General features: G+C 43.6%; 6 protein-coding genes. All 6 read right to left on the reverse strand.

Translation table 11 applies throughout. From position 1 onward, the window contains the following. Positions 1 to 24 precede the first annotated feature (24 nt). The 6 genes from GC096_RS11425 to bglX all read right to left on the reverse strand — a co-directional run bounded on the left by GC096_RS11425 (position 25) and on the right by bglX (position 15098). The gene (locus tag GC096_RS11425) at positions 25 to 5361 is read right to left on the reverse strand and encodes an Ig-like domain-containing protein (protein WP_171630357.1); all 5337 of its coding nucleotides are present in this window, start codon (positions 5359 to 5361) and stop codon (positions 25 to 27) included. A gap of 139 nt (positions 5362 to 5500) precedes the next feature. After that, positions 5501 to 6985: an ABC transporter substrate-binding protein gene (locus GC096_RS11430; protein WP_171630358.1), complete on the reverse strand. Its 1485-nt coding sequence runs from the start codon at positions 6983 to 6985 to the stop codon at positions 5501 to 5503. 113 nt (positions 6986 to 7098) lie between these two features. Then, entirely contained in the window at positions 7099 to 7983 is an 885-nt protein-coding gene (locus tag GC096_RS11435) for a carbohydrate ABC transporter permease (RefSeq protein ID WP_376769492.1), read from the reverse strand. Positions 7984 to 7994: 11 nt separating this feature from the next. Beyond that, the gene (locus GC096_RS11440) at positions 7995 to 8975 is read right to left on the reverse strand and encodes an ABC transporter permease (RefSeq protein WP_171630360.1); all 981 of its coding nucleotides are present in this window, start codon (positions 8973 to 8975) and stop codon (positions 7995 to 7997) included. Between the two features lie 206 nt (positions 8976 to 9181). Then, the gene (locus tag GC096_RS11445) at positions 9182 to 11518 is read right to left on the reverse strand and encodes a helix-turn-helix domain-containing protein (protein ID WP_171630361.1); all 2337 of its coding nucleotides are present in this window, start codon (positions 11516 to 11518) and stop codon (positions 9182 to 9184) included. Positions 11519 to 12584: 1066 nt separating this feature from the next. Then, positions 12585 to 15098, reverse strand: coding sequence for a beta-glucosidase BglX (bglX, locus tag GC096_RS11450; RefSeq protein WP_171630362.1), 2514 nt, complete (start codon positions 15096 to 15098; stop codon positions 12585 to 12587). Between the last annotated feature and the right edge of the window lie 50 nt (positions 15099 to 15148).

Here is a 15148-nt window from a genome sequence, read left to right on the forward strand (position 1 = left end):
GGTTGTCTAATTCAGCGTCATGAATTATCCGTTTCCTGTAGTAAAGCTATAGCTGCCACCATCTGCGAATTGTACGTTCTGACTGTTCTTCACAGCAGCGACTGGCAGAGATAGCACGTATTGCGTATTCGCCTGTAATCCATCGACTGGAGTAATCTCCAGTTCATTTCCACTGATGGTCACATGTACGGGAACTGTGGTTCCCCCTGCTGTTAAAGCAATGCTTCCGAAGGTGTCGCCAGATTGAATAGTTTCATTGAAGGCAACAATGATGGGCTCATTTAATTCTTGCACGTTCTGGGCAGCGTTAGCCGGTGTCACTTTCTTCACATAGGGAGATGCCGCAATGTCCGGAGTCATCGTGAAGTTGGAAATTCGGAACGATGTCGGCTCGCCGGGACTCATCGGATTATAAGCAAAGATGCCTACCAAGAGTTGATTACTTAAGAGCAGCGGCACTGCATTTGCGTCCATAACAAATCGTTGCAGGAAATGCCAGTCGTCGCCCGTTCTCTTATAATAAGCCGTATATACATCATCTTCCTTGACCAGCTTGATATCAATTGGGCTCGCGCCTCCCCAATTTGCTGTTCCAGTATACATGGTCGCATTGTCTGATACCCGAAGCGACATCCTAAGCCCATTATCCGCTTGATTGCGAAGCATGATCATTTTGGAGCCCTGCTCCAGAGACTCTCTGATAAAAATCCCTGCTGATACCTGTTGGTTATTCTGGAGCTCAATGAACTCAATCCTAGCAGTCAACGTTAAATTGCGTTGATTGTCCGGAAGATACACACTATTGACGATCGATGCCATGTTGTCCACGCTATCATTAACCTTGCCGGTGCCGTTAGCGTTGGTGATGATCGTATACTCTCCATTCTCATAGGTCACCGATGACTTGGCGTTGCCAAAGTTCACTACTCTAAAGCCATCAGGCAGCTCAGGCTCGGGACTCATGATGTGAATATTGATCAAAACGGTTTGCGTAACGCCTTCCCTGACGATTGTTGTTACGATATCCGTTCGACCTGTCGATATTCCTGTTATTTTCCCACTAGTATCTACAGATGCAACCTGAGGGTTGGCCGAGCTGAAGCTTACTTGGTCCGATGAGAAGTTTGTCACTTCTGTTCCGTCATAAAGCCTTCCCTTAAGAAGGGACTGGATTTTACCGCCGACAGGAATCATATAGGTGGCCGGCCGGTTCGTGATGGACATTAGCGGATTATTGCTCACCTTTAGTTGGATTGTGCTGCTTTGTGTAACACCACCGCTCACGACTGTGCCTGTAAGTTCAACAATTCCTGCAGAAATCCCCGTGACAGTACCTGCCTGATTAACGGCAGCCACAGACGGATTACTGCTGCTGTACGTAATAACCGCTCCCCCCAGATCCATATTCACGCCGCTAAGGGATTCGGCCTTATATACATTCAACGTTACCGTCTGACCTACCGCCATTTGGGTCGTACCCGTTGTCATGGTCAGCTTCTCGAAGCCGTTAGCCACTGAGATATAGATACTGCCCTCCTTCGTCACTCCGCCCGCGATGACTGTTACATGGACCTTGACAATGCCGGTAGATACTCCTTGTACGTTACCTGCAGCATCAACTGTCGCAACGGAAGGATTTTCACTGGAATACGTAATAGTCGCCCCTGCTAAGTCAGCCACATATCCGGAAACGGTTCGACCTGTGATTTGAAGCTGAGCTTGCGTTCCTGTGTCGAGACGGACCAAGGGCTTAAAGCCTGATAAGTCAGAGCCAACAAAAAGTCTGTCTAGCGACTCCGATCCATTGGCATAAGAAAAATCTGCCTTCAGCCCCACGGAAGCATAATCAATATCCACAAAGCCCACGTCATAGGCAGGAGAATCATACTGGAGCCGGTAGTCACCCTGAGCTGGATCCATAAATTGGGGATCCGCTGTAACCGAGTGCTGATCATATTTGCGATTCAGGTAGTTTTTCCAGGAGTCGATGCCATCTACGGAAGTAACCCCCATGGAATAAAAACTATATCTGTCTTGGGGATCATAAAACACGTTGTAATCCGATGTCTTCAATCGATCACCTGGCGCTGCATAAGTCAACTTGTCATCCGGGGCCGAGCCGTTAGTCCAGTTCACAAAGAAGTAGAGGCTTTCTCCATTATTGGAAAATATATTGCGCGTCAGTTCCAGATCTTTATTGGGCTCGTAGTCGGTGTTTTGCTGTTGCATGAACGCTCCTCGCGTTGCCACATTGTCTGCAAAAATATTATTAATCGCTTTATTTCTTGCGCCTTTCATGACTAATGGAGCGTAAAGCGTGCCTTGCGTCAACTTGTTCTGAAGATTGTAAACCAAATTGTTCGAAATGACGAAATCATCTGAACCATCGTCCAGATAGATGCCGAAGCCGAAAGCGCTTGGCGTATTGCTGTCATGGATCATGTTGTTATGGATCGTATTATTGGAAGTCCCCCATGATTCAAGCACCCCTGTGTCATTAGAGTCATAATTGGCATCCGTCAGTTCGTTAAATGCGATGTAATTATACTCGTTATGAATATAGTTTCGGACATAATAAGGAGATTCAGAGTCCAGGCTTCCTTTGTTGCTACCGGATACATTCGTAGTAACCATCTGCCCTGGCCGCTTAGGCGATTTTAAACTGATCGAATATCTTGGTGTATGGTCAACCCGATTATAGGTTACGTTGTTGTATCCAGCATTTGAAATCATAATGCCTGCGCCGCTTCCAACAATAACACCTGTGTTATGAATGTAGTTGTTGGAAATCTCATTATGACCAGCAATATCAGTTAACTTGAGCGAGCTGCCGCCATCAATGTTAATACCGTTTGATCCAATATCATAAATATCATTTCCGTAGATGTTCGAGTAGGAGGAATTGATCAAGTTGACCCCTACTCCGCTGTTATTGTGAAGCTTTGAATTTTTCACCGTAATATAGGTTGTACCTGATAAATCAATGAGGCTTCCGTCTGAGTTGCTGAACGTCATGCCTTCTAAGGTAATATGAGAAGCACCATTCGTAAACGCAACTAATTTGGAAACCTTGGGCGCCACTATGAGTTGCTCGTCAATATTGGCATGGCGCGGCCAGTAATACAGCCAACCCACGGAATCCAGATAGAACTCGCCTGGAGAATCAAGCAGTTCGAGAGCGTTGCGCATATAATACCGATAACCCGCTGTAATGTTTTTGCTTGTCATATTCACATCCGAGCTAATAAGCCTTGACGTGTAATCAATGCTCTTGACCTCGGCTTTATATTGCGACCAGGAAGAATCAGGCGCTCCGCTGCCTCCCCACATGACAGTTTCTAAACCGGAAGCGACAGGGTCATCTACTAACGGAAAGTCCCCTTCATTAAAAATAAAATTCTGGAGCTTATTCATTGGCTCCGGCGGCGCATCAGCAACCTCGTTATATCCGCTGTTCGGATGTCTAGCCAAAAAACTTCTTTCCCCGTTCTCGCTCATGACAAGCTTAAAGTTCCAGTCTGTGCCTACGTAGGCTTTATAAATAGACCCGGAATACGGCTGCCAACCTGTCACGGCCTTGCCTCCGTTAAGCACCGGAGTTTCTCCTGGCATCGCCTTGTAGACCACCTCGAAACCATCCGTTCCAGAATCGGCTGCCATAAATTCCAACGATTGCTCAAAGAAGTATTCGCCTCCACGAATCATCACGGTAATATCGCTCGTCATCCCTCCAGCTTTCAAGGCTTTGACAGTATCCCTTGCCTTCGCCATACTCTTGAAGGGTCCGTCAGAGTCGCCTACAGATGATGAAAATAATCCGTTCCAGCTGTCACTACCTTGTGTGGACACATAAAGAGTCATTGCCGGAACAATGCTGAGGCGGTAGTCCTTGTAGGTCAATCCATCTTGAGCCGTTACACGAATGAGATACAAGCGCCCGGCATGCTTGTCATCCTCATGAACGACTGTGCTCACTGCAGCATTGGCGTCTTCTGCGGTCGAAAGCACGACGGATGGCACCGTGTCGCCGGTGTAATTCAGCACATAACTTGACGTGTTGGCCGAGAATCCGTTAACGGTGATCCCCTCTACTTGCAAGTCGCCTAGGTTGGCATTGCTGCTAGTGCCCGTCCGTACATAATTGACGGTGTAGCTGCGCTGACTAACGCCATCCTCCGCCGTAACCTTTACAGTAGACGTACCAGGCACTACGCTGGCTTGCGAAATGACTGCGGTAGCGTGTAGATCGTACACCTGTGCAGTAACAAAAGGTATGGGGCTCCCCACATTCACATTCACCCTATAGGTTAGCTGTCCCTTATCAAATCCGTCGACCGTCGCGCCGCCAACCTGCAAATCTGCTAATTCAGTATTGTTGCCCGGTAGTACAGTGATGTTCGCACTGCCTTGCTTGGTTACGCCTGCCACAGTTGCCGTTGCCGTGATGATCGCGGTTCCAGGTTCTACAGCAGTAACAACTCCATTCCCGCTAACGGTAGCAATGCTCGTGTCGCTGCTGGTGTAATAGACAGCATCAACAACGCTTCTTTGCGAGCCGTCGCTCATCACATATTGAACACTCAAGTCTGTTGTTTCGCTTCTTGCAATTTGGTTCTGCACTGGTGTAACTTGTACAGAGGATAAGACCGCTTTCTGAGGAATGATTGCCCCTGTTGAGAAGATGAAGTCATCCAAATAAAAATCAGTATTGACACTGGAATAACCCGTTTCAATAAACAATCCTCGAAAGTCAACTATATTCGGGCTGTAAAAGCTTTGCCCGGCAGCTACCAAATCACCATCCAGATAAGCATCGAATGTTTGTGTTGCTGTATCGCCGATAATGGTTACTTTGTACCAGGTTGCTGGAGATACCGCAGCAAGATTGACTTGCGCATTACTTGAATTTCGGTAAACCAGTTTCCCGGCTGCATAATTTACCCCGATTCGGACCGTATTGACTGATGAAGCCGCAGTATTGTTGCCTTTCAAATCGACATATAGCGTCTCGTTGACTGAACCACTGTAGGCATTGTAAAACTTCCACTCGGCTGTTACTTTACCCGTTGTAGCAGTAAATTCTTTACTAACGCGTGCAAGCGTCGGGTCTCCTGCTTGATCCAAAAGATGCAAGCTCTTGTTACTGGAGCTAAGAAAGCTCTTGACTCGCGCTTTCCCCTTTCCGAATTCTGTTACTGTGAAATCGCCCGTAGGCTTGGCATCATCAGCATAGTTGTTAAAGTTAATGTTAACCAAATCGCCCGACGCTGCCTGCGTTAGTTGAGGAGCCAATAGGAGAAATATCAAGATGAATACCAAAGCTAGAGAAGTAACCGCTTTCATTATTTGGAAAAACTTCACGATTCTACAACTCCTTTAAACGTCAGTTTTTTGTATGACCATATTCTCGCTCTCTTTCAATGAAAAAACAGGGCTATGCTCGATGCATTCGTTGCATTCGCTCTATAGCCCTCCCTCTTGCTAAGCTCGTATCTTCAGGTTATTTCTTGCCCTTTTCCTTCAACCAAGCATCTAACTGCTTCTGCTGCTCTGCAAGAATCTTATCATTTCCTGATTTCTTCAGTGCTTCTCTATATTTAGGAACATACTCGTTCGGATCCACCGTGCCTGTTTCAATGGCCGCCATGAATTCTTTGCGAACAGCAGCGACATTCGCTACTTCTGCCTTCACATTTGAACTATCGAACTTGAATCCGAAGATTTCAGGCACAACCGCTGTTTCGTTCATTTTCTTCGTCAATTCCCAAGTATTATCCGCTTGCCCGTCAAGGAGATAACCGTTCATGACATTTCCAATGCGCCAGCCCGTATACACATACCCGCCGTCTTTTTTCACTTTAACCTTGTTGTCAGCCATTTTCTCATAGTGCTTTCCTTCTACGCCATAAGCCAGAATATTGAACAAGGTACTGTCGGTATTAACAAGCTCTAGGAACATCATCGCTCTCTCCGGGTTCTTCGATGTGCGGCTAATCGCTGTCATGGTTGCTTGAACTCCTGTAAATTCAGGTGCACTCAGAGGAATATAGACAACGTCATTCCCGCCATTTTTAAGCTTTTCTTCAAACTCCCCGCCGGGCTTCAACGTTTGATCGAATTTAGAAACAATTTTGCCTGCTGTTAAGTTGGCTGAGTTATCAGCGGTAGCTATGTCCTTATTGATATACCCCTTTGTGTACCAATCATGCAGCATCTTGTGAAACTCCAGATATTCGGGTGTATCGACCAGTTCAACGACCTTATACGACTTGTCACCCGATTTGTAGAATGTCGTATCGTTTACACCCGTGTAACCATACATCTGGTATCTAAAGCTTGTCGAGGCAGTATACGGAATAGCATTCGGTTCATTTTGTTTGATCTTATCCAAGAAAGGCTCCAGATCTTTAAAGGTTTTGATTTTGCTTGTATCAAGCCCATACTTATCTACATACCGCTTCTGAACAGAAAATCCGTATACCTTGGCTGCGATTTGATAATTGGGCACCGCATACAGCTCACCCTGAAGCTTCGAATCTTCCCAAGCCAACGCAGGCAGGCTCTTCTGGAGGTTTGGAGCATATTGCGGAAGCAGCTTGCTTAGTTCAGTAAAAGCGCCCTTTTTGGCATTGTTTTCATATAGAAACGAATAGTTTGCAGTCCATAACAAGTCCAAAGCCTCGTTGCTCGCTAACAAGGTATTCATTTTTTCAGGATAGCTTGCACTTGGAATCATGCTAATTTTCAATGTAGCATTAATTTTCGGCTGAATATAATCATTAACCGCTTTCTCAACGCTGGCGATATCCGTCTGAGGATTTCCAGGCAAATACCAGGAAAGCTCCACAGGCGGAAGTGTCTTCTCTTTCGTAGAAGCTCCTGCATCAGACGGTTTAGGCTGCTCTGGTGAACTAGATGAGCATGCGCTCAAAACGAGAATCAAGCTTAAACATAACATGAAATAACCATACATTCTTTTTTTCATTTCTTTTAACCCTCCTGTTATGAAGTATTGGATGTATTGTTTGATCAATTGCCGCAGCCCTTGCCGACGCGAACTACCCTCCTTTCAATAGACTATAGCTGCACCGTGGACGCCTAGCCCTTTAAAGAACCTACCGTTAATCCTTGGACAAAATATCTTTGAAAAAATGGAAAGATAAACATCATAGGCCCTGCCGCAATTATTGTAAATGCCATTCTTGCCGATAAACTAGGAAACTCGCTTAAATCGATGCCAAGCTGATTCACAAAATCCGCGTTTGTTTTCAAAAATTCGATCTGCTGCATCATGCGCATCAGCAGCAATTGAACAGGCACCAGCTTTTCATTATCGATGTAAAGAAGCGCAGGGAACCAGGCATTCCAGTAGTTAAAAGAAATAAATAATCCTAATGTTGCCATTGCAGGTGTGGATAGACGCAAAATGATGGTAAAAAAGATTCTCCATTCCCTAGCTCCATCGATCTTCGCAGATTCAATAACTTCAAAGGGAATCTTGCTAAGAAACCCTTTCATAAGCATTACATAGAAGGGCGAAACCATCCCCGGGAGTATAAGCGCCCAGATGGAATTCCTCAGATGCAAATATTGGGTGACTAAGATATACGTAGGAACTAGACCTCCGCTAAACAACATTGTAAAGAACACATAAAAAGTAGTAATCCTGTTGTAGCGATAGTCTCTTCGGGAAATTCCGTATCCGATCATGGCCGTAAGTAATAACCCTCCAAGCGTACCTAGAATGGTAACGAGAATGGTAACCCCATAGGCTCGAATCAAGATCATGGGTGATTTAAAAATTAAATGATATGCCTCAAAGCTAATGCTTACGGGGATCAGATTATAGCCATGCTGAATGATGGATTTCTCCTCTGTTATCGAGATGGCTATCACTAATAGCAGAGGTATGATCATAGAGAGACTTACTGCAATAAAGATCAAGTGAATGATCATATTGCCCAGAGAAATTTTATTCTTCAAGATGCTTCCTCCTACCATAGCGAATTTTCAGAGTTCAGTTTTTTTACCACGTAGTTGGCAGTCACAACTAGAATTAATCCGACGACGGATTGGAACAATCCAATGGCTGCGCTCATTCCGACATCTCCAATCGTCAACAAAGCACGGTAAATGTATGTGTCGATAATATCTGTAGTTGGATACGTCATCCCCGAATTGTTAGGGATAAAGAAATGCAGACCGAAATCTCCAGTAAATAGGCTGCCGATGGATAAAATGATGAGTATGCTTATTAGCGGAGTTATCAATGGAACCGTTATTTTCGTTGCCATATGCCAACGAGAGGCGCCGTCCATCCGGGCTGCTTCATAATATTCCTGATTAAGGGCCATAATTGCTGCATAATAAACGAGCGCAGAATAACCAACTCTTTTCCATAATGCCACCACATTCAAGATGAAGGGCCAAGGCCCAGCGGATAAATACCAGTTCACCTCTTCAAAACCAAGGTACACGAGCAATTTGTTTAACATGCCGTTGTTGATATCGAGAAAAGCAAATACGATGTAAAATACAACGACCCAGGATAAGAAATGCGGAAGAAAAAGCGCTGTTTGATAAAACTTAGTGAACTTTCGACTAATCTCATTTAACATGACTGCGAAGGCAAGTGCAAAGATCGTCGTTAGAATAATGTAACCAAATTCATAGAGCACCGTATTTCGGGTTACTCTCCAAGCCGTATCCGAAAGAAAGAAAAATTTGAAATTGCTTAAGCCTACCCAACTACTCCCAAATATTCCCTTGTCATAACGGTAGTCCTTAAACGCGAGAATAATGCCAATCATGGGAAGATAAGAAAATATTAAAATTTTCAATGCCCCTGGGAAAATTATAAAAAACAGTTCACGATTTTTATTGAAATGCTTCCACTCCCGTTTGAAGAAATTCGTTCCTGGGTTCTGTTTGACATTGCTGTGGGTATCTCGAACTACAGGCTTTGAAGAATTCATGCATGATCACCTCTTCGTATTTGTCGATATGTGTTGTTAGCCATATCTTACCGACAGCCTGCTCAAAAGGATACTGTAAGAAGTCGGAGTTGCTTGCTATTGTGATTATGAATTTCGTGGTTTATGTTCAAAAACCGTATTCTCATGTGCTGAAATCAATTGAAATAAAAAAAAAGCAGGAACAAATCTCCTGCTTCTTCATCATTTTATTGTTTATCCACCGATTTTTTAAGTCTGTACTCCTTCGGCGTAGTCCCAAATTTCTTCTTAAACAGTTTAAAGAAGGAACTCTGATTCGTATATCCTACCTTTTCCATAATTTCATTAATACTATAACTCTTACTCTCCAAAAGCGTCTGAGCATGATGGATACGTACCTCATTAATATAATCTGCAACGGAAATTCCTTCACATTTTTTAAACAATCGTCCTAAATAATCCGAAGACAGCTTCAGCATGCCAGAAATGACCTGAAGATTCAAATTGTTATCCTTATAGTTCGCATGGACATAGTCCTTAATCGTTTCAGTTAATAGATCATTGCGTTCTTCCTTAACCTGCTTCTGGTTTTCCATCATTTCGTGAAACATATTCACGAATAGTTGTCTAATCTCATCCAGGGATTTCATCTCGATGACCTTTTGACTAATCATATTTAAATCAATCATAATCGGTTGAACCCGATGGCTGTTCATTTCCTTCAATGCATTTTTTAACACAACTACGATATGCGTAATGGAATATACAATGAAATCATAATTCAGTCCTGAAATGTACGCCATTGCTTTCTCGATCGCATCTTCAAACTGGACCAGGTCGCTTGATTTTAACCCTTCATTGAGTTTCCTCTCCAAATCTGGGGGAAAATGATAGGTCGTATTTTCAATATTATCCTTCACCATACCCGGAAGAAGGATACAATCTTTCCCGTAAACTAGCTGGTACATCGCATATTGCTGCGTTAAGTTATAGTGATGGGTGATGTCTTTAAACTCCTGGATAGACTGACTTAAAGCTATTCCTACGTTTATTTTATAAAATTTGAGAACAACCTCTTGAATTTCCCCGAACAACGGGAGCAGTTCCCTGTAATCTTCGACTCCACTCACCGAACTAATAAGAACAACCAGATCATTGTTTCGCATATCTACTGCTTCACAGCTATAAGATCTGGAGAGAATCTCCTGAGCTATATTCAGAATTGCAAAATTGAAAAGCTTCAGCTCATACGTTGAATTTCTTGAGATACGGATTGAATAATCATCTATTTTCATAACACCCACAAGATAGAAGCCTCTTGGAGCTACCTGTAAATCGTTCTGTGTCAGCATTTCGATAAATGCTTCTGTTGAGAATGCCGTGCTATCCGTAATAAGCTTCCGTATATAGTAGTTTTGCAATATTTTTTGATTATTTTGCTGTTCTTCCTTGGCCGAAGTCAAGTTTGCGCTAATATACTTATACATACTGGATAAATAGGATAGCTCATCCCTATCGGGTAGAAGAGGATCACTTTCCTGATAAGGACTATGCTTGACAAGCTTGATTAAATCCTCTACAGGTTTATATAATTTCTGGCCGATCCAGGCAGAGACGATTAAGGACAACAACAGGAAGGAACCCGTCATCACAATCGAAGTTATTCTCATCTGATATACTTTTCCCAGTACCGCGGAATAGGGCTGAGCAGTAACCAAATATACATCACTAATACTAGTTTTAGCATATGATATAAGCCTTTTTTGTTTGCCAAGTTGATGATAGAAGGATCCTTTTTCTTGACCAAGCTCGACCAGCTTCATAGGGAAAAATTCAGTGAAATCATTAAAACTATTTGATGGCTGATGCTCGAGGTTAAGCAGATGCCCTTTACTATCCGCCAGAAAAGCTTGACTTTCACTTTCCATTGCCAGTCCATTGATCAACGTAATGTTGGAATAAAGCCAATCAGGCTTAATATTTAAGATGAGGGCGCTTTCATTGCCAAACTTGAAATTTAATGAATCATAGACCAAGTAGAGAAACAAATCAATTTCGAGATCACTATTCCCGAAATGAACGGGTGTTAGCTCCATTTTATTAAATTTGCCTTCCTTTAAGAAATCCTTAATCCGTATGGTAGCTATATTCTCCGGATTCCTGAACATCATATTTCCACCTGAATATAGCTGTTGTGTGTAGTTATTGTACACAAGAATGGAGTCCAGAAAGGATGTTGTACGCACAGTTGTATCCAGCTTACGCAGTTTGCTTAACAGGTCAAACACCAACAACTCTTTATTGGACATGAGAGTGATAACTTCAGGATCCCAGAACAAGTTGGTTGCCATTGTATGAACCATTTCTTTCATCGTAGTGATATTGTAGTTGATTTGAGCAAGTATTTTATCATTGGCGTCCCTTTGCGTTTTTAATACAGTTTTCTCAGCTGTCATATACATCGTCGCAGATGAAAACACAATGAAACTAACGATGAGTAAAGAAATGGAGATCAGAATACGCTGCAAATATTTTTTTGACTTGAAAAAGCCTAACATTTTCATAACATTGTCCCCAATCCATGATGCTTGATTACCATAAGATACTATAAATTATAGCCGAACCTGTCTATATTGCAATTTGTGAGCATTTAGAAACAGATTATCTTACTTAGTTAAAAAAGCAGCTCCACTCCCAACCTTTCAGGACAAGAACCGCTGCGATTATTCCTATTTTTTTATCTGTGCAACTCATAACTGAGGTCATCCCAATAAGTATAAAAGTGTCCTGAGGCTAATGTCTTCGTTGTACTAATCTTCTTACTGCCATCGAAATTCGTTTGCCGGATATCCTTCTTGAATGTAGTTGTCATGAAGGACCCTGATTGGACTGGTTTGCGTACCGCTGGTTTTATTAAAACTCATATTATCTTCGACACGGCTTTTGTAGAGTTCATTGATAATCTGATTCCAGGCGATCTGTTTGTAACGCGGGCAGGGTGACTGCACTAAGCACGCACACCGCCAAGGAAACTTTTACTGTCCCGCTCATCATTCTCGTCAATTAATTCAACTCCTTATCATTTGATGCCTTTAATACTTACATACATCCATCGATTAGGCTACTGTGATAAATCGGGATTACTTGTGATTTACGACGAATGAAAGTAAATTTTGATGGCGGCGATCCGACTTCTTTCCCTGAAAAAAATGCTCGATATAGCGCACCGCTTTATCGAGCTGCTTGTTACGATACAATGTTCCATTTCCTGTCGATACATTTCCATAGACGAAAAACTCTTGCTCGTCCCGTATAGATAGATAGATAGATAGATAGATAGATAGATAGATAGATAGATAGATAGATAGATAGATAGATAGGCTTAAGGAAATCAACAAGACAAGTCATTACATTCTGAAACGCAAACTGCTCCTCAATTCCTAAACGCCGCATGAAACCATCCATTGCCTCGTGCGACTTCCATCATCAGCAAACTTAATCTGAAACAAAGGATGCTCCCTTTCCAGTGCTGTGGACATGCCTTGAATTGGGTCTGCGAAAAAACCAATTTAATCTTTTTTTCATATAGATTGCTTTCCTTAACAAGAATGACGCAACGATCGATCATCTCTATATAAGCTCAAAGCTAGCTTCCTTCACCACTTGAGAGCTCGGTCCAACGTAGACTTTGAAGTCACCTGCTTCGGCTTCATAACGGCGGTTTGCCGTGTAGAACTTCAAATCCTCTTCCGTAATGGTAAACTGAACTTCACTGCTTTCTCCCGGCTTCAATTCGATTTTCTCAAATCCCTTCAGTTCTTTCACAGGTCGCACAGTGCTTCCATACAGATCCTGGATGTAAAGTTGAACGATTTCTTCGCCAGCATAATCCCCCGTGTTGGTCACGATGACGCTTATGTTCAGCTTATCAGTCCGAGATAATTGAACTTTGTCCAGTTGGATATCTGAATAGGTGAAGGTTGTATAACTAAGTCCATATCCGAAGGGATACAGGGGTTCATTTGGCGTATCTAAATATTTAGAAACGAATTTCCTCGATTTATTCGCCTCGTTACGAGGCCTTCCCGTGTTGAAGTGATTGTAATACAAAGGTGACTGACCCACCTTATGAGGGAAGCACATTGTCAGTTTCCCGGAAGGGTTATAATCACCGAGCAATACATCCGCAATGGCGTTCCCCGCTTGCGAACCCAAGAACCAGGTTTCGACGATAGCATCCACATGACGATCGAACCAATCCAAGACAAGGGGTCTGCCGTTGGTTAGCACCATAATCGTAGGTTTACCCAGGTTCACGATCGCCTCGGCCAGTTGCTGCTGAACATCAGGAAGCGTAATATCCGCGCGCGAAGCTGCTTCACCGGACATAGCGCTATTCTCGCCTAGAGCAAGAATAACCACATCAGCATTCTGCGCTAAAGCAACTGCTCTATCCATACCGCCTTCTATGCTACTATTTACCCCACACCCTTCAGCATACAACAAATTCTCTGGATCGATTCCGCTCTCCATTAGACCTTGCAGTAGCGTAACTGTATCATTGCCGTATTTTGAAAATTGCCAAGGTCCAAGCAAATCTTTACTGGCCGCAAATGGTCCGATAACAGCAATTTTCTTCTTCCTTGTGAGCGGAAGTACACCGTTATTTTTCAAAAGCACAATGGATTTCTGGGCAAGCTCGCGGCTCTTCTTCAAGTGATCTGAATGGAAATGATATTCAATTTCTTTTTCCGGTCTAATGTAGCGATAAGGATCATCCATGATGCCGATTTTGAATTTATACGTTAAAATACGCCGAACCGCCGCATCCAATTGCGCTTCCTTCACGACACCTTCCTCGACAAGCCGGGGGAGCCGATCGTAGTATAGTCTCGTCACCATTTCAATGTCCATCGTAGCGTCAATGGCCATTTTAGCAGCACCCTCGGCATCCTTGGCAGCACCATGAATTTGGATTTCGTCGATCGAGCCATAGTCGGAGATTAACATGCCGTCAAAACCAAGTTCATCCCTCAATATATCTTTCAATAGATAACTACTACCAGCCACCGGAACTCCTTGATAAATGTTGAATGCGTTCATCACCGATCCAGCACCTGCCTCAAGTCCTGCTTGAAAAGGAGGCAAATATACGTTGCGTAAGGTGCCTTCAGAAATATCTACCGTATTGTAATCTCTACCGCTCTCGGCTGCTCCATATGCAATGAAATGCTTCAAACAAGCAATCAACGTCTCTTCGCTGAACAAGCTGTCACCTTGAAATCCTTCGACCTGAGCCTTGGCAATGAGCGAGCCTAGATAAGGGTCTTCGCCCGCTCCTTCCACCACACGTCCCCAGCGGGCATCCCGGGTAACATCCACCATCGGGCCGTGATTATAGGTGATTCCGGAAGCGGTCGCTTCTTTGGACGCAATGGCACATGCTTGTTTGATCGCTTCTAGATCCCAACTGCAGGACCACCCGAGAGGAACCGGAAATATCGTCTGATGCCCGTGAATAATATCAGCGTTAAAGAGCAGTGGAATCTTGTGTGGTGATTGTTCAACTGCAGTTTTTTGCAGCACAAACACGCGGCTGCTGTCAAAAGCACCCAGAATCGATCCAACCTTACCCTCCGCCACCAACTGCTCGGGAGGCGCAGAAGCTACATATGCGCCGAACGAGAAGTTGGAAGCGATGCATTGACTCATTTGTCCGAGTTTATCTTGAATACTCATTCTTCCAAGTAAGCTTTCGATTTCCCCATGAATTTCTTCATCAGTTCGCTGTGCAATACGATCTTTCCGATAAGGCGCAACGATTGCTATCAATTCTTCCGTAAAGGAGGATCCCTTTCCTCTTTCACCTTGAACTTCTTTCTCCCCAACGAAAGGCAGCTTCAACTTTCCGGTAAACGTATCTTTTGCAAATTGCAGCTCTATGAGGATCGGTTCCGGTGAATATTTGGTCTGTCCCACCGCTGTCAGACGATCTCCTTCAGCTTTGACTTCAACGATTTCAATTGGCATCCAATACGGTTCCACACTCATAGCGAGTTTAATACCATCATTCTCTTCCACATTAAAAACGATTTTCAATTTTAATTGATTCGTGATCACCTTGCAGTTCCATATACCAATCATCTTCTTGTCCCCCTAGCATCCATTCGAATCTCCGACCCCCGCTTTGCACG

This window comes from Paenibacillus plantarum (assembly GCF_013141695.1).
GTDB classification, from domain to species: Bacteria; Bacillota; Bacilli; order Paenibacillales; family NBRC-103111; genus Paenibacillus_E; species Paenibacillus_E plantarum.